This window comes from Paenibacillus sp. J31R109 (genome assembly GCF_059692055.1).
The window spans coordinates 393,069-410,797 of record NZ_JCAUAR010000001.1 but is presented as its reverse complement, the minus strand read 5'-3'; the positions used below and the strand labels follow the sequence as shown (position 1 = coordinate 410,797).

Annotated in this window: 14 protein-coding genes; all 14 read right to left on the bottom strand. The window is 46.3% G+C overall.

Annotation, left to right across the window (positions count from 1 at the left end):
• Positions 1 to 13: 13 nt before the first annotated feature.
• The 14 genes from murA to AC58QT_RS01660 all read right to left on the bottom strand — a co-directional run bounded on the left by murA (position 14) and on the right by AC58QT_RS01660 (position 17,580).
• A complete protein-coding gene (murA, locus tag AC58QT_RS01725) occupies positions 14 to 1,282 on the bottom strand; it encodes a UDP-N-acetylglucosamine 1-carboxyvinyltransferase (protein ID WP_310227023.1) in 1,269 nt (422 codons plus the stop codon).
• A 15-nt stretch (positions 1,283 to 1,297) separates the two neighbouring features.
• Positions 1,298 to 2,203, bottom strand: a complete 906-nt coding sequence (gene murB / locus AC58QT_RS01720) for a UDP-N-acetylmuramate dehydrogenase (protein WP_310227021.1) — start codon at positions 2,201 to 2,203, stop codon at positions 1,298 to 1,300.
• A 202-nt stretch (positions 2,204 to 2,405) separates the two neighbouring features.
• Positions 2,406 to 3,476 carry an undecaprenyldiphospho-muramoylpentapeptide beta-N-acetylglucosaminyltransferase gene (gene murG, locus AC58QT_RS01715; RefSeq protein WP_497407452.1) on the bottom strand — a complete coding sequence of 357 codons (1,071 nt, stop codon included), beginning with the start codon at positions 3,474 to 3,476 and terminating at the stop codon, positions 2,406 to 2,408.
• Between the two features lie 7 nt (positions 3,477 to 3,483).
• A complete protein-coding gene (gene spoVE / locus AC58QT_RS01710) occupies positions 3,484 to 4,581 on the bottom strand; it encodes a stage V sporulation protein E (protein WP_310227017.1) in 1,098 nt (365 codons plus the stop codon).
• A gap of 102 nt (positions 4,582 to 4,683) precedes the next feature.
• Positions 4,684 to 6,078 carry a UDP-N-acetylmuramoyl-L-alanine--D-glutamate ligase gene (murD, locus tag AC58QT_RS01705; RefSeq protein WP_497407451.1) on the bottom strand — a complete coding sequence of 465 codons (1,395 nt, stop codon included), beginning with the start codon at positions 6,076 to 6,078 and terminating at the stop codon, positions 4,684 to 4,686.
• A 3-nt stretch (positions 6,079 to 6,081) separates the two neighbouring features.
• Entirely contained in the window at positions 6,082 to 7,017 is a 936-nt protein-coding gene (gene mraY / locus AC58QT_RS01700) for a phospho-N-acetylmuramoyl-pentapeptide-transferase (RefSeq protein WP_497286620.1), read from the bottom strand.
• A gap of 127 nt (positions 7,018 to 7,144) precedes the next feature.
• Positions 7,145 to 8,527 carry a UDP-N-acetylmuramoyl-tripeptide--D-alanyl-D-alanine ligase gene (locus tag AC58QT_RS01695; protein WP_497407450.1) on the bottom strand — a complete coding sequence of 461 codons (1,383 nt, stop codon included), beginning with the start codon at positions 8,525 to 8,527 and terminating at the stop codon, positions 7,145 to 7,147.
• Positions 8,524 to 10,014 carry a UDP-N-acetylmuramoyl-L-alanyl-D-glutamate--2,6-diaminopimelate ligase gene (locus AC58QT_RS01690; RefSeq protein WP_497407449.1) on the bottom strand — a complete coding sequence of 497 codons (1,491 nt, stop codon included), beginning with the start codon at positions 10,012 to 10,014 and terminating at the stop codon, positions 8,524 to 8,526. The genes AC58QT_RS01695 and AC58QT_RS01690 overlap by 4 nt, the downstream gene beginning before the upstream one ends.
• 110 nt (positions 10,015 to 10,124) lie before the next feature.
• Positions 10,125 to 12,053 (bottom strand): stage V sporulation protein D, encoded by a 1,929-nt coding sequence (locus AC58QT_RS01685; RefSeq protein WP_497407448.1) that lies wholly within the window; start codon positions 12,051 to 12,053, stop codon positions 10,125 to 10,127.
• Between the two features lie 89 nt (positions 12,054 to 12,142).
• Positions 12,143 to 14,431: a penicillin-binding transpeptidase domain-containing protein gene (locus AC58QT_RS01680; RefSeq protein WP_497407447.1), complete on the bottom strand. Its 2,289-nt coding sequence runs from the start codon at positions 14,429 to 14,431 to the stop codon at positions 12,143 to 12,145.
• A gap of 15 nt (positions 14,432 to 14,446) precedes the next feature.
• The gene (locus AC58QT_RS01675; RefSeq protein WP_310227007.1) at positions 14,447 to 14,908 is read right to left on the bottom strand and encodes a septum formation initiator family protein; all 462 of its coding nucleotides are present in this window, start codon (positions 14,906 to 14,908) and stop codon (positions 14,447 to 14,449) included.
• 19 nt (positions 14,909 to 14,927) lie between these two features.
• Positions 14,928 to 15,878: a 16S rRNA (cytosine(1402)-N(4))-methyltransferase RsmH gene (rsmH, locus tag AC58QT_RS01670; RefSeq protein WP_497407446.1), complete on the bottom strand. Its 951-nt coding sequence runs from the start codon at positions 15,876 to 15,878 to the stop codon at positions 14,928 to 14,930.
• A gap of 69 nt (positions 15,879 to 15,947) precedes the next feature.
• On the bottom strand, positions 15,948 to 16,385 hold the full coding sequence (gene mraZ / locus AC58QT_RS01665) for a division/cell wall cluster transcriptional repressor MraZ (RefSeq protein WP_056612672.1): 438 nt from the start codon (positions 16,383 to 16,385) through the stop codon (positions 15,948 to 15,950).
• A gap of 124 nt (positions 16,386 to 16,509) precedes the next feature.
• Positions 16,510 to 17,580 (bottom strand): DUF4349 domain-containing protein, encoded by a 1,071-nt coding sequence (locus AC58QT_RS01660; RefSeq protein WP_497407445.1) that lies wholly within the window; start codon positions 17,578 to 17,580, stop codon positions 16,510 to 16,512.
• Positions 17,581 to 17,729: the final 149 nt, after the last annotated feature.

Here is a 17,729-nt window from a genome sequence, read left to right as displayed (position 1 = left end):
TAGACACAAGATATTACTCACTTGGAACCGGCGCTTGTCGAAGCACAGATGCCCCAAGTCTGACTAGCATATGTTCAATCCTATCATAACCTCTATCAATGTGATGAATTTGTTCAACGATCGTTGTGCCATGCGCAGCCAGACCGGCGATTACAAGAGCAGCACCAGCCCGTAAATCAGTGGCTTCAACCGTTGCTCCATACAACCTTGGAACACCACGGATGAAGGCTGAACTCATGTCTACGCGAATATCCGCTCCCATTCGAGACAATTCATCCACGTGCTTAAATCTACCTTCAAATATCGTTTCTTTCATCACACTAAGTCCATCTGCTAGAGATAACAGCACCATGACCTGTGATTGTAAATCCGTCGGGAAAGAAGGATGCGGCGAAGTCACGATACGTTCAACTGCCTTGGGCCTTGCCTTGCAGCTTACATGTATTATATCACCGTCAGCAATGATTTGAACACCTGCACGCTTAAGCACATGGATGACCGAGGTCAAATGAGCAGGATTTACTCTTTCTAGGGTAATGTTCCCTCTGGTTGCCGCTGCAGCGACTAGAAAGGTACCTGCAACAATTCGATCAGGAATAATCCGATACGTGCAAGGCGAAAGCGTAGTAACACCGCGAATCGTGATCGTATCCGATCCGGCACCGATAATGTCAGCACCCATCGCATTCAAAAAATTCTGTAAATCTTGAATCTCTGGCTCTCGCGCAGCATTATAAATCGTTGTTGTGCCTTCCGCTTTTACGGCGGCCATCATAATATTCTCGGTCGCCCCAACACTTGGGAAGTCCAAAAAGATTTCATTACCTAAGAGAGTTTCTGCCGTGCAAACGATTCTATTGGAAAATTCTTCAATTTCAGCTCCGAGAGCTTGCAATCCTTTGAGGTGCAAATCGATTTTACGTTCGCCGATCGCACAGCCACCAGGTTGATACACAGTGACACTGCCGAATCTAGCGAGTAGTGGACCCATAAGAAAGATGGAAGAGCGCATCTGCCCCATCAATTCTTCGGGGATGTGGGAGGAATGAACTGTGGACGTTGTAATGGTTACCGTATCTCCTTGCTGCTCAGCTCGACAACCAAGTGAGCGTAGAATACGCAGCATGGTGTCGATATCGAGCAGATTAGGAACATTGTGTAAAGTATGTGTGCCACTAGCGAGTAAGCACGCAGCTAATATGGGTAATGCGGCGTTTTTAGCGCCGTGTATCTGGATGGCACCCGTAAGGGGTCTTCCACCTTCGATAACGAGCTTCTCCAAAATTCCACCTCCGATTTACCTCTCACCCATTACCAGAACCTCAGGTACCAGCTTAATCCCGTAAACTTGCTCTACGATCTGCTGCACCTCACTGATAAGCGTGAGAACGTCCTCGGCTGTAGCTTCTCCTGTATTAACAATGAAATTGGCGTGAAGCATAGAGATCTCTGCTCCACCGACACGTTTGCCTTTAAGGCCTGCTTCTTCGATGAGTTTGGCTGCGAAGCCCCCTACGGGGTTGCGAAACACGCTTCCTGCGCAAGCCAATTGCAGGGGTTGCGTGCGAAGACGTCGATCTCGGTAAGCAGCCATGGCACCGGCGATTTCGTTGCGGTCTCCAACCTGTAATTCAAAGACAGCTTCGGTTACAATGCCAGGCAATGTGTGCAAAATAGAATGTCGATAAGCATATTGTAAATCTTCTGCCTGCATGACGACCAATTCCCCTGTGTCCAGGATGACTTCAGCCTGCTTGAGTATGCGTGACACATCGGACCCGTGAGCCCCTGCATTCATGTAGACGGCGCCTCCCACAGAACCGGGAATCCCTGAAGCAAACTCCAGACCGGTTAAACCTTCTCTGGCTGCGAGTACAGACAATTTAATGAACGAATAGGAACCTCCTGCGTAAACCATCGCTCCGTCAAAGCGTAGAGTATCCAACGCCTGACCTAGTTTAATTACAACGCCACGAATCCCTTTATCTCGAACTAGCAAATTGGAGCCCCGCCCAATTATTGTCCAAGGTTCGCCACGCTCATGAAGAAACTTGATGGCAGCAGCAACCTGCTCTTTGGAATGGGGAATAATCAAGCAATCAGCCGGACCGCCGATTTTCCAAGTGGTATATGGAGCCAGTCGTTCATTCGTTCTTATCTCGCCAATATTTGATGCCTTTAAGTCGGCTATTAACTTCTGCATGGGAAAACCTCCTTCACAGAACATAGGGCGAAATGTATGATCTTCAACTAGGAATTCCAACATTTCATTCATAAGGAACTTTACGAAGTTGGCCGGTCTTCGATCTTGCTCACTTAGGAAGCCTTAGGTGTCTGTCACGGTTATAGTGTAGTTTATGTAAAATCGGATAGAGTGTGACAATCGCCTATACGCTTTAACAAATTCAAAACGATTTGCTGTGCGCTTCAATTAATTTCACGATGGTTGCAACGGCATCACTCTCATTGCGTGATTGCATCGCTGCTTTATAAGCCTCTCGGTTCTTGTAAAGCTCCTCAACGTGCGAGGCAAGTCCGTCGGCGGTTAAGTCCTCCTCTTGAATCACATCGGCATATCCTGCCTTCTGAAAAGATGCAGCATTCAAAATTTGGTCACCACGACTTGCCTGGCGGGAAAGCGGTATGAGGAGCATCGGCTTTTCCAAGCCCAGAAATTCAAAAATAGACGTTGCCCCTGCACGAGAAATAACAAGGTCTGTCATCGCTAACACATCTGGGAGTTCCTCGTTCAAATACTCAAATTGCTTATAACCACGAGTCGTAAGCAGCTCTGAAGCTACATTCCCTTTGCCGCACAAATGCACGATTTGGAATTGTTGGAGCAAACGACTTAAGTTAGCACGTACAGCCTGATTAAGTACCTGCGAGCCTAAACTTCCACCCATGACTAAGATCACGGGCTTCTGTGTATGGAAATCGCATAACTGAAGTGCTCGCGATGCTTTACCACTGCTGATATGTTCACGGATCGGCAAGCCAGTAAGAACTGACTTTCCGCCCTTAATATGCGAAAGGGATTCTGGAAACGTTACACAGACCTTCGTTGCAAATGGAATTGAAATTTTATTCGCCAATCCTGGCGTCATGTCGGATTCATGAATAATGACTGGAATATTGTTCATTCGACTCCCAAGAACGACGGGAACGGAAACGAACCCGCCTTTTGAGAAGACAATGGCGGGCTTCAAACGTTTGATCAACCGATAGGATTCATAGACACCTTTTATGACTTTGAACGGGTCTTTCATATTTTTGAGATCAAAATACCGACGCAATTTCCCTGATGAGATTGGATAAAAAGGAACCCCTTCTCGATCTATGATGTCTTTTTCAATACCTGTAGCAGAACCAATGTACTTCACATCCCAACCTAACTGCTTCAGCTTATGCATCAGAGCTAAGTTAGGGGTTACATGCCCAGCGGAGCCTCCTCCGGTAAATACGATCGTCTTCATTCCCCTGTCACCTCGAATAGCGGGATATATTAAGCAGGATACCGACAGATGTCAGCATGAGTGTCAATGAAGACCCCCCTGCACTTATGAAAGGCAGTGTAATTCCCGTTACTGGAAACATCCCAATAACAACACCGATGTTAATAATAACTTGAACGGCAATCATGCCGATAATTCCTACTGCAATTAAACTGGCAAACGTATCCGGCGCCGTAATCGCTGCACGCATTCCCCGCCATACTAAGATGGTGAAAAGCAACAGGACTAAGCTGCCGCCAATAAAACCGAGTTCTTCGCCAATGATAGAAAAAATAAAATCAGTCTGCGGTTCTGGTAAGTAACTATACTTCTGCCGACTCATGCCAAGTCCAAGGCCTACAAGACCTCCTGGTCCTATCGCATACAGGGATTGAATAGATTGATAGCCTGCGCCAAGCGGATCCTGCCAAGGGTCAAGAAAGGCTGTGATCCGTTTCAGGCGATACGGGGCGGCGATGACTAGCCCAACAAAACCCGCAACCCCTATCATACCTAGATATGAGAGATGAAGCAATCTTGCACCAGCTGTGTAGATAATTAATAGGGAAGCACCGACAAGGACAACCCCTGTTCCTAAATCAGGTTGAAGCATGATGAGACCGAATGCTAATCCCATAATTCCTAGCGGCGGCATTAACCCTTTGGTTAATGTTGTGATTTTGGATTGATTTTCGGACAACATTTTAGAAAGAAAAAGAATCATCCCGATTTTCATAAATTCAGATGGTTGAATCCCGAATGCACCAATCCCTAACCAGCTTCTGGCTCCACCACGAATGACCCCGATACCGGGAATCAATACAATAACGAGCATGCCAAAACAAATAATCAGTGCCAATTTGGCAAAACGTTTCCATACCAAATAATCAACATTCATGGTGAAGAACATCGCGACGATTCCTAGAACCGCGAAGATGAGTTGTCTTTTTAAATAATAAAAAGAATCACCAAACTCACGAAATGCAAGTACACTGCTTGCGCTGTAGACCATAATAACGCCGATTGTCAAAAGCAGCAAGGTTGGAATAATAATCCAAATGTCAGGAGCGGAGCGTGCTTTACCCATTGCAGACACCTCTTTGTCAGTTGTGGGCTCCCCCTACTAAGACAAGTTAATAGACAACGGTTCGTCATCGAAAACTAGTCCTTTCGTGTGGATAAGCCCTACTTAAAGGTTATGCACGGACTCCTTAAACATGCGTCCCCTGTCCTCATAGGATGGAAACATATCCCAACTCGCACAAGCAGGAGAGAGAAGAACGATGTCCCCTTGCTCACTCATTTGCCAGGCAAGCTGCACGGCTTGTGCAACCGCGTCCGCTGCATCCTTAGCAGTATCGACGGTTTGGACCTTGCTAATCCCTGCCAGTTCGGCAATATGCTTGATTTTTTCTTTGGTTTGCCCCAGGGAGACCACGCCTTTAACCTGTTCGCGTAAAATCGGCAGCAATTCCATGTAATCCGATCCGCGATCCAAGCCACCTGCAATGAGAACAACAGGTTGTTTAAAGACCTCTATCGTTTTAATCGTCGCGCTAGCATTCGTTGATTTAGAGTTATTATAAAAGGTAACACCATCAAGTTCTCTAACAAGCTCTAGACGATGTTCTACGCCTTCAAAGTTCCTTAACACCTCAGCAATCGTAGTCAGTTCTACACCTGCTGTAATCGCCGCTAAAGCCGCTGCTAATGCATTCCCTACGTTAAAGCTACCTGGTATGCCCATCTCGTCCGCAGGTAATATCGTTTGAACATCCCCTTGGCCATTCGCATAAACCAGGCAGTTCGTTTCCGCATCCAAATAAGCACCTAAGGCCAGCTTTTCTTGCAATGAAAAATGAAGCTGCTTCGCCTTAATTGTTGGTACCAATCGACGACATACCTCGTCGTCCCAGTTCAGAATCGCAGTATCCGATTCTGTTTGATTCTCGAATATTTTGGCCTTGGACGCAATATAGTCTTCAATATTACCATGGTAGTCCAAATGAGTTTCATAGAGATTTAGAAATAGCGCAATGTTTGGACGAAACGCTGTTGTCCCTTTCAGCTGGAAGCTGCTTAATTCCACTACCATCCAATTCTCCGCTGTGACTTCAGGCGCAGCCTCGGTTAACGCGCGGCCAATATTCCCTGCCACTACCGGTTTCAAACCAGCCTTATCCAACATCAAGCCGATAAGCGTAGTAGTCGTGGTTTTCCCATTTGAGCCTGTAATCCCAATGATGGGAGCTTCACAGAATTGATAGGCGACCTCAACCTCTGTCACGACCTCAATGCCGAGCGCTTCCGCTTTCCGAATCGGATCTACGGAATAGGGGATGCCAGGGTTTTTCACAACGAGCGCAACCCCATCATGCACGAGGGACTCCGGATGAAACCCACATACAACAGAAATACCCAGAGCCTCCAGTTCGTCGGCTTCAGGGCATGCACTTCGATCCTTTTTGTCATTGACAGTGACGATTGCTCCCTTTTGATGAAAAAGCTTAGCTGCAGCGACACCGCTGCGAGCCAAGCCAAGTACAACCACTTCAAGTCCACGATAATCCCGCGGATGCTTCATGTTCTACAACACCTCATTCATATATAATCCGAGCACAGCAAGTACGAGACCCACAACCCAGAACGTAATAACAACTCGCCACTCGGACCAACCAACCAATTCAAAGTGATGATGAATCGGACTCATTTTGAATACACGTTTCTTTCTTGTTTTGAACGATACGACTTGGATTACAACGGATAGGATCTCGATCAAAAATACACCGCCAATAATCGCAAGAAGCAGTTCTGCTTTCGTTAAGATCGCTACTGCGACAAGTCCACCGCCGATTCCTAGTGAACCCGTGTCTCCCATGAACACCTTAGCTGGGTGAGCATTGAAAACAAGAAATCCAAGTACGGCACCAACCATGGCTGCTGAGAAAATGGCTGCTTCTGGCTGTGTGTTATTCATTGCGATGACCGTATAGGCACCAAATGCAATTGCACTTGTCCCTGCTAACAAGCCGTCCAAGCCGTCTGTGAAATTAACCGCATTCGAAGCCCCTAGCATTAGGATTGCCATAAGCGGGAAATACAACCAACCTGCATTCATATGATAAGAAACAAATGGAATATAAATATCAGTGCTGTGTCCTTGCATAATAAGTAAATAACAGACAATGGCAGAAATCAATAACTGACCGAAAAGCTTTTGTTTTGCCGTAAGTCCCAGAGAGCGTTTAAAAATAATTTTGATATAGTCATCTAAGAATCCAACTAAACCGTACCCCAGCGAGGCTATTAAAAGGATTAGCAAATCTATATTTCTGTCCGCAAACCGAAGCGTTGCCAAGGAAAGCGCAAGCAAAATGATGACGCCGCCCATTGTTGGCGTACCTTGTTTTTTGAGATGTCCTTGCGGGCCATCCTCACGGATTTGTTGCCCAAATTTCATTCGTCGTAAAATAGGTATACATAATGGCCCCATGATCAGCGCGAGCACAAATGCCACACCCATTGTTAATAATACTGCGTTTTCCACGTTGGTTCCCCCTGCTCATTTCTCCTGTAATAACGATGTCCTTCTAAGGGGACAGCGTTATGGAAGCCTCGAAATTGGCACAGCCAATTTGAGGGTAGTACTTTTAGGCTAATAAGCTATGGACAACCTGCTCAAGCCGCATGCCGCGCGAGCCCTTCACGAGCACGAGATCCTCGGCGCGAGCGAGCGCTGCTAGCTCCTCCGCGAGCTGCGCCTTGTCGTCGTAGGCGCGCACCTGCGCCGCCGGGAAGTGCAGAGCCGCTTCGTCTGCGATGAAGCGGCCGAGACGCCCGAACGTGAAGACGTAGTCTACACGTTCCGGAGACAACATCGCGCCTATGCCGCGATGGAACTGCTCTTCGTGCTCGCCAAGCTCCAGCATGTCGCCGAGCACGAGGAACTTCCGACCGAAGCCGCTCAGCTGCTCGGTCAAGGCAATCGCCGCCCGCATCGAGGCGGGGCTGGCATTGTACGCATCGTTAAGCACAGTCAGCCCAGAGGCTGCCGTGAGCTTCTCGATGCGCATGCTTGTCATCTGCAGCGCGCGAAGCCCCGCTGCAATCGCACTTGGCGAGACGCCGAAGGTCTCGCCTACGGCGATAGCCGCTAACGCATTCACGACGTTATGCGTACCGAGCAACGGAATGAACAATTCCGGGTAATCCGGTGAGTTAATGGAGAAATATGCCCCTTCCGCATCCATACGGATATCCTTTGGAAAGCGATCATTGCCTTCTTCTTGGCCGAAGCGAGTGCGGCGCAAACCTGTCGGTAGATCAAGTTCGCCCAGTGCTTGTTCAATTAATGGCTCATCGCCATTATAAATGATTAAGCTATCCTGTGGCATGCCTGTCACGATTTCAGCCTTGGCGCGTGCAATCTCATCTCGTGAGCCTAGTTGCAGCATATGCGATTCGCCGATCATTGTAATAATGGCAGCTTCTGGCTCCGCCAGTTCAGACAGCAGTGCAATCTCCCCACGTCCACTCATTCCCATTTCTACGACAGCAAATTGCGTCGATTCTTCAAGAAGCAGAAGCGTTAGGGGTAAACCAATATGATTATTCAGGTTGCCCTTCGTTTTATGAACTTGATAAGTGCTGCCCAGCACGGCGGCTACCAAATCTTTAGTAGTCGTCTTTCCGTTGCTTCCCGTAATCCCGATGATACGTACAGAAAGCTCTTTGCGATAGGCTTTGGCCAAGTCTTGGAGAGCCTTAAGCGTATCCTCAACGAGGATACAGGGAATACCAGCTGGCACCGCGCCGTGATCCGCTTGCCAAAGAATAGCTGCGGCTCCTTTTTGATAAGCATCTCCTACATAATCATGGCCATCGAAATTATCACCGATTAGCGGGATAAACAGACTGCCAGCCTGAATGGAACGCGTATCTGTTGAAACACCTGTTATCGCAATCTCACCAAGAACACCGGGCACTTCGCTGCGGAGCATCGTTGCAATTTGACCTAATGTACGCTGAATCATTGTGTTCTCTCCCTTATCGCAGCCTTAGCCACCAAACGATCGTCGAAATCATGCTTAACACCCATGATATCCTGATACGTTTCGTGGCCTTTTCCCGCTATCAATATTACATCTTTAGGGCCTGCCCCTTCAATAGCCTTTTGTATCGCTTTTTTGCGATCTGCCAGTAACAAATACTGATTCTCTGGGTAATGCATACCTATTAAACCTGGTACAATATCCGCAAGAATCGCTTCCGGATCTTCTGTACGCGGGTTATCTGACGTCACATATATAAAGTCACTATACTTGGCAACGACTTCTCCCATGATAGGACGCTTCGTTCTGTCCCGATCACCGCCACACCCAAAAACGGTAATAATCCTGCCTTCAGCAAACTCACGTACTGTAGAAAGGGCATTCTCCAAACCGTCTGGCGTGTGTGCGTAGTCAACTAGAACCAGGAAATCCTGCCCCTCATTCACAACTTCCATCCGGCCTTCCACAAATGCGATGCCTTCTAGACTATCTCGAATGGCTTCTAGTGCGAACCCCTCTGCTAACGCAGTAGCAATGGCTCCCAGCGCATTGTATACATTAAATTTGCCTACTAACTGCATGCGCAAGAACGCATCACCAGCAAAAGATTTCAATTGAAATTCAGTTCCTTTGGCCGAGATACGAATGTTCGTAGCCCGCACATCGCATTCCTTTTCGATCCCGTATGTAATGACTTGTGCAGCTGTTAATTTGTGCAACATGTGCGACGCTTCATCATCTACATTGAGAATGGCGTATTGTCTGGCATCTGGATCAGCGGAAAAACCATTCCCAAGTCTTCCAAACAACAAACCTTTAGCTGCAGCGTAGGCTTCCATCGTTTTGTGTTCATTCAAATGGTCTTGCGTTAGATTCGTAAAAATGCTCGAACGGAAATGGACCCCTTTCACCCTTCCCATATCTAAGCCGTTTGACGTAACCTCCATCACACAGTATTGCACGCCTTGATCGGCCATATTTCGCAGTATACGCTGAAGCTCAATCGATTCCTGTGTATTCGTCGCTTTATTTACAATGTAGTTATCACCAATTTTGATATGGATATTGCCCATTAGCCCTGTCACATAGCCTTGATCCGCGATGATCTTCTCAAGGATGTACGTGGACGTTGTCTTCCCATTCGTTCCAGTAATACCGATAATTTTGATCTCTTTGCTCGGATACCCGAAAAAGTGAGCAGAAAGAGCTGCCATCGCATAACGGGCATCTTTCACAACAAGCTGCGGGACAGTAACGTCCAATACGCGTTCCGTTACAAGCGCAGAAGCCCCTAGCGCAATCGCTTTAGGGGCGTAGTCGTGACCGTCTACTAGTAATCCGGGAATACAGAAAAACAAATCCCCAGGCTTTATTTTACGAGAGTCTGCCTCAATTCCCGTAATCTCCGTATTGTTATCGCCATGTATATGGGTAATGAGCAGTGCGGAAGCAAGCTCCTGCAGTTTCATAAGCAACCCTCTCTTCCTTGAATTCCCTATCTATTATGGACAATTTTATGCGTGTAGAAAAGCCAAACATGTCTTCTTCGCAAATCTTTTTTTTATTTCTATTAAAATTCCTACTTCTCAGGATCCACATCGGATAAGAAAATACGGATCGTTGAGCCTTGATCTACTCTTGAACCTGCTTTAGGCGCTTGAGAGATGACGTACTTCCCATTTCCTGACTTAGCTAGCTTGAAATTCATGTTCAGGTCTTCTAATATATCATCAACTGACGCTCCAACCAAGTCCGGAACTTCAACAACTGGAATTTCTCCATATCGATACTCTTTGTCAAGTTGATTTTTGTCAGGTTCTACCTTCATATAGCGTAAAGCGTCTGCCATAATATCCCTTACTAAAGGTGCTGCAATCAGACCTCCGAATTGAATCCCTTTCGGATCATCCACTGCCGCATACACAACAATTTTGGGATTATCCGCTGGCGCGAAGCCGATGAATGACACGATATGCTCATCTGGCGAATAGCGTCCGTTGATAACTTTCTGTGCGGTTCCTGTTTTCCCGCCGACACGGTACCCGTCTATAAATGCGTTGCGACCCGTCCCTTTCGCTACAACGCTCTCCAGCGCTTCTCGCACTTGTCGAGACGTATCCTCAGAGATGACATTGCGTACTAGCTCTGGCTCTACGACATCGACCACTTCTCCCGTATCTGGATTGGAAAAGGATTTGGCCACATAAGGTTTAAACAGCTTGCCGCCATTGATCGCAGCTGAAACAGCTGTAATTTGTTGTATCGGTGTAACGGAAACCCCTTGACCGAAAGCCGTCGTTGCCAACTCAACAGGACCTACCTGGGACGGTTTGAACATGATTCCGTTCTCTTCTCCGCCGAGGTCAATCCCTGTCTTTTTACCAAAACCAAACCGGGAAATATAATCAAACAATTTCTCTTTTCCTAAACGTTGTCCCATCACGACGAAACCCGGGTTACATGAGTTCTGAACAACCTGCAGCATCGTTTCACTGCCATGTCCACCACGTTTCCAACAACGCAACCTAGCGCCCCCAACTTCAATGGCACCTGGATCAAAGAATTGTTCATTCTTCAGATCTACTTTCTTTTCTTCAAGCGCTGCGGCAAGGGTAATAATTTTGAACGTAGAACCGGGCTCGTACGTTTTCCAAATAGGTAAATTTCGATTATACGTTTCTGCTGGTGACTCCATATATTTGCTAGGATCATAGGTCGGACGACTACCCATCGATAAGATTTCACCGGTATTCGGATCCATCATAATCGCAATGACGTTTTGCGCTTGATATTGGACCATGGCTTGATCTAGCGAGCGTTCCATAACCGATTGTAAATGACTGTCGATGGTTAACTTCACATTCAGTCCATCTTTAGGCGGTGTATACACATCTGTCGTTCCTAATAATTTGCGACCTGCAGCATCTGTCATATAGGAAATACTTCCTGCTAGGCCTGTTAACTGTGAATTATATTTGGATTCTATACCAGTTAGACCTTTATCTATCCCCGCAAATCCAAGGATATGGGCTGCAAGAGATCCATAGGGATAATAACGCTTATTATCTTCTGCTACAACGATACCTGGCAATTCCAACTTTCTAACCTCTTGCGCTTTTTCAATCGAAATTTTACGACCAGAAGGTCTTATATTGTTTTGCGAGGTTTTTTTAGTTATTTGTTTGAAAATATCTTCTTCATTGCCTTCGAGCACTTCTGCCAGCTTAGCTGCAGTGGCACGGGGATCTTTAATTTGCACGGGAATAGCCACAATCGTAGGTGTACTCATGCTATACGTCAAGGTTAACCCGTTGCGGTCTTGAATTTCACCCCGTTTAGGCGCAAAAGCGATCTCTCTTCGCCAGCTTTCCTCCGCCTTAATCGCGAGTTCTTGTCCAATCCAAAGTTGAACATAGGCTAAACGAATGATAAGTGCTGTAAAGATAACTGTTCCAATGATTAACGCCGTAAATAATCTGCGACGAACGGTAACGTTAGAAGCCCGCATGAACGTTCAGTCTCCCTTCCCACTATTGTCATGTTCATTCCTAACATGACTATTCGGGACAACCAGGGGTTAGAACAAGCTGTTCACGATCACGGCTTATTTGCGGTTGATCTTTGCGTTTCAGTTTTGGCATTCGGTGATGGTGAAGGCGTAGGTGAGCCTGCAGGCGTAGCATTAGATGTAGACCCTGTCGCTGCTGATTTATCTCCAAGCGGCTTAAGTTGCAGGGTAACTGCTCGATTGTCATCAGCTGCAGATTGCTCAGATACATAGCCTTCTCCAGAGGTTTGACAATCAATCTTGAAGAAGGAGCACGTCTCTACAGCATCACGCAGCGATCTGCCTACTAGATTCGGCAGCGGCATCTCCTCAACGGGTTGCATAGCAACATAGATTTGCTGTGTAGACAAAATTTGAGTACCCGCCTTCGGGAATTGATCAACTACCTTCTCCCCTTTACCAAATACTTCAAGAGACAGACCGATATCCTTGGCCGTTCCTTTGGCATTCGCAGAAGAAACATCCAATAAATTCGGTACATTCAGACGATTCGCTTCTTTGGTAACAGTTTTCGGTTTTTTACTTGACGGCACACCCATATATTGCAGAGACTCGCCTACGATTTCTTTGAAGGCAGGTGCTAGAACCTGTCCACCTAAATGATAGTTTCCGCCAAGATCAGGTTGATCTGCGATCAATGTAATTAAAATGCGAGGATCCTCTACTGGCGCATAGCCAATAAACGAGATCACCCACGTATCAGATGAGTACGTTTTTTCGCCAGGAAGTACGATGTTCGCCGTCCCTGTTTTCCCCGCTATCCGATAATCCTCCATATAAGCAAGTTTACCTGTCCCGACTTCTTGGTCCGAAACAACTTGCTCTAGATAGCCACTTACCGTCGCAGCTGTCTGAGGGCTCACCACTTGTCTAATCACTTGCGGCTCAAAAGCAGTTACCACTTTGCCAGTTTTCGGATCGACAATATCCTTGACAATGTGTGGCCACATCAATTTACCGCCATTGGCGATGGCTGCGTAAGCTGCCGTTTGTTGAATGGCCGTTACAACGACTTTCCCTTGTCCATAGGTTGCTGTTGCAAACTCCGATGGATAATTCATATCAATAAGGCCCGAAACTTCACCTGGCATGTCAATGTTTGTTTTCTGTTCGAAGCCAAACTTTTCAATGTATTTACTAAGTTTTGTCTGAGTCAGTTTCTCAATCCCCAGCTTTACAAAGGCAACGTTACTAGACCGTTTGAGTCCTTCTAAAAAAGTAATCTTCCCCCACCCAACAAGATTATGGTCATGGAGAATACGGTCAGACACTTTAATTGCACCCGATTGATAAGTTTCCGTCGGATTGAATACCCCTTCTTCTACAGCACCTGCAAGGGTAACTAACTTAAAGGTAGAACCGGGCTCATACCTGGAAGAAATAGCGCCATTTCTAAAATCTTTCTGTGGATCATAATTCCAATATGTATTTGGATTAAAGGTAGGAGTATTGGCCATTCCTAGAATTTCCATCGTTTTGGGATCCACTGCAATGGCCGTTAAGCTTTTCGGGTGCCACTTGTCATTTACTTTAGCTAATGCACTCTCTAAGTAAAATTGAATGTTTTTATCAATGGTAAGCCTCACATTATTGCCGTCTTCAGCAGGCTTAAAGTTTACCTTGGCATCAGGAAGCTCCACGCCTTTCCCATCTTTCTCATAGCTCAGCATTCCTGGAACACCCTTGAGTGTATCGTTTAACTTCAGCTCCATCCCTTGTGCTGCTTCGCCTTCTTTGTTCGTATATCCAAGGATATGCGAGGCTAAGGTTTCACCTGGATAGTAGCGCTTCTTATCCTCCAAAATGGAAATTCCCACCAATGCTCTAGAACCCAATTTTAGCTTCGTTTGAAGATCAGTGATGAGTACACGGACTTGATCCGCTTTCTCTTTGTCTATCTTCCAACCTTCGTTTCTCACTTCTACGTTTGCAGCGAAATCTGTACCATCAAGATTTTTTTTCGTTGCTCTTTCCCGGATCTTATTGACGAGTTCGGCGCGCTTCGCCTCAGATTCCTTCAAAATATCCGCTAACCCCTGGGTGACATCTTCTGCAATGTGTAACGCATCGATTACCTTAGGATTTAAGGCGATCGTATAGGCAGTCGCTTCTACGGCAAGCACCTTATCATTACGGTCCAAAATGGACCCGCGAACTGGCGCTAACACCTTATCTGTTTCCCATCTCTTCTCGGCTTTCTCTAGCAACCAAGAGGCCTCTACTACTTGAATCCAATAGACTTTAACCATGAGGACAACAAAAAGAAGGGTAAAAAACCCTCCGATTAGCAATGAACGCAACTTAATTTTTTTAGTCATATGAGTACCTGCCTGTTACGGTTTAGAAGCTGATTTCGTATTTTTGCCACTCGTCGAAGCCGTTGATGAACTCGTTTTCGATTTCGTAGTTGTCGTCGATTGTGCTACGACATTACCTTGCTTCTGCTCTTGTACATTAAACCCGAGGCGTACAGCTTCCTCTTTTAAACGATCAGGACTTTGAAGTTTCTCTACTACTTGCTTAAGGGCGCTGTTCTGCGCCTGAATTTCACGAATCTCACCTTGCATTTTGAGAATGTTCGCGTTCATCTGATAGATGGCTGCAAACCGCCAAATGATGACACCGGCAACAATGACACAAAGGACGACAGTGAATAAATAAAGCATTTTTTCTTGTGCAGGCAATGAGGAGTTGCGATAAACAACTTTGGTTGTTTCTTTTATCTTTACACGCTGTTGCGGGTTCGGTTTGCGTTTAGGATCAAGTGCCAAATTGCCTTGGATATAGGATGACATTGCTTATTCCTCCCTTGGTTTAAAGCTTTTCTGCTATACGCAGCTTAGCCGATCTGGCTCGCTGATTCACTTCCAGTTCATGTTCACTAGGTAAAATGGGTTTGCGGGTTACTAGTTTTAGCTCCCCAGCTTTTTCGCACACACACATTGGAAAAGCAGGCGGGCAGGTACATTTCTCCACATTTTTAACGAAAAATTGCTTGCAAATTCGGTCTTCTAGCGAGTGGAAGGTTATCACCGCAATACGACCTTGAGGAGCTAGACAGTTAAGCGACTGCTGCAGCGCCTCTTCAAACGCTCCAAGCTCATCATTCACGGCGATTCGCAACGCTTGGAAGCTTCGTTTCGCTGGGTGACCACCAGTCCGTCTAGCGGCCGCTGGGATCCCCTCTTTGATCAACTCAACGAGTTCCCCAGTCGTTTCGATCGGTTTCTTCGCTCGCGCTTCCACAATCACACCAGCGATACGTCTTGAGAACTTCTCTTCGCCATATTCAAATAGAATTCGTGCTATTTGTTCAGCTGGCCATTCATTAACGATTATTTTGGCTGTTAAGGATGTGTCGCGATCCATTCTCATGTCCAGCTCAGCATCCTGGTTGTAGCTAAAGCCACGATCACCATCATCCAGTTGTGGAGAGGATACGCCTAGATCGAACAAAATGCCATCCACCTGCGGCTTTCCATCCCGCATCGCCTTGGGAACTCCACGTAAGACTAATTCAATGTCTCTAAAGTTACTTTTGATAATCGCTACACGATCCAGATAAGGAGCCAGCACGGTTTGCGCGTTGGCCAGAGCGATATCATCTTGATCAAGGGCAATCAGCAACCCATCGGGACCTAATTGGGATGCGATTAGTGAGCTATGCCCAGCGCCTCCCATTGTACAATCCACGTAAACACCATCAGGTTTTATATGTAAACCTTCTACAGATTCTTCTTTTAGTACAGTCACATGATGAAACACTAGTTGTCCTCCTAAAAGTTTTGCCTTAGCAAAACTGACTTCATAAGCCTATTTTTAAACACGATACTTCTATAAATCAAAATTAAAATCGACCAGCTTCTCTGCTATTTCATTGAATGATTGTTCAGACTCATTGGCATAGCTTTCCCAAACTTGCTTACTCCAAATCTCCACACGATTAGAAACACCGATCACGACACAATCTTTCTCTAATTTGGCATGGTCGACGAGATTGCTTGGAATGTTGGCTCGTCCTTGTTTATCTAGCTCACATTCGGTTGCACCTGAGAAGAAAAAACGGGTAAAGGCACGTGCATCTGACTTCATTAATGGCAATGCTTTCAGCTTCTGTTCGAGAATTAACCATTCGGATTGTGGGTAAACGAATAAACATTGATCTAATCCACGGGTGATGACAAAAGCTTCGCCAAGGGCTTCACGAAATTTAGCCGGGATAATCATTCGGCCCTTCTCGTCAATGCTATGTTGATATTCACCCATAAACATAGCATCTCGCCCCCTTTCCCTCCACTTTGTACCACTTTCCACCACATTTGAATCAATATTCGCTAAAAATAAAAGAAATCCTGCTTAGTTAGCAGGATTAATTAATTTTTTTCATTTTTTAGGTCTATTCTGTGCCTTTTGTTCCTTGTTCGGTCACATCAAGTGCTCGTTCAGTATCATTTTGTTCTTTTAGCTGCAAACGTAATTCCTTCAAATGCCTGTTCCGCTTGCGTCTGTATACCCAAATCGGGATGCCAATCAAGACTAAAATCACCAAAACTGGCACCGCGGCAGCCAGAAATACGAGGACTCCTTGTAAGACAGCGACCAATACATTCAGACTTGAGCCCCATGCCTTCTCAACGCGTTCCGCTAAAGTTAGTTCATTCGGGTCAGAAAGAAGCGGCTTTTTGCCTGTTTGTTGATACATGCGCAGTTCGATTGTTGAATACGAAACATTTTGGTCCAAGTAGCGCATTCTGCCTTTGATTTGCTCTATCGCCTCTTGCACCTTAGCTAACTCGTTCGAAAATGCCAGGAGATCGTCTGTTTTCGAAGCCTTTTCCATGAAACTAAGCAGCCTCGTTTCAACGAGCTGTTTGGCTGTCAAACGAGAGCTAAGATCCACGTACTCTTCCGTCACGTCTTGTCCTTGCACATTTCTTTGTAGTGCGGGGCTGATCTTCTCTAGACCGTCCAGCATGGATACAAAACCGTTCGCTGCTACTTTAATGGTGTAGGTTCCGCCCTTTTCCCCCGTATTCGCATTTTCCGAAAATTGCAAAATGTAAGCGCCGCTTAAGGCAACGAGATCGCGCAGCTGAGTTTGTGCTTTCGCGTAATCCTCAACAGGCATGACTAGATTCGCTCGATAAATGAGCTTACGGTTAAAGCCTGCCTCTTGATCGTTCCCGCTCGCTGACATGACCACGTTGGGCGCAGCCGCCTTACCGACGGATGCTGCACCTGCCACAGGCGCTACCTTCGCATCAGCTGCAGGAGCAGCATCTTTGGCGACTGCTAATTGATCCGTAGTCGCTGTCGACGATTTCACGCTGTTCATTTCGCTTTTTGCAGACGATGCAGACGTGTCCTGTTTGCTCTCTGAGGACGCACTACATCCAGCAAGCGCCCCCACGGTCAACAGACACAGCACGATCATCAAAGCTAAACTTGTTCTGGTCTTACCCCCCATTTTACCAAGCCCCCCATTTCCATTTTTAGGTTATCCACCCTCTTAACGGAATGTGATTGACGAAAGTTGCATGGGATCCGACTGACGAAGAAAATAAAGTAGTTAACTACGTTAAGAGGCTGATGGTTGAACAGAGGATCAGCAAACCG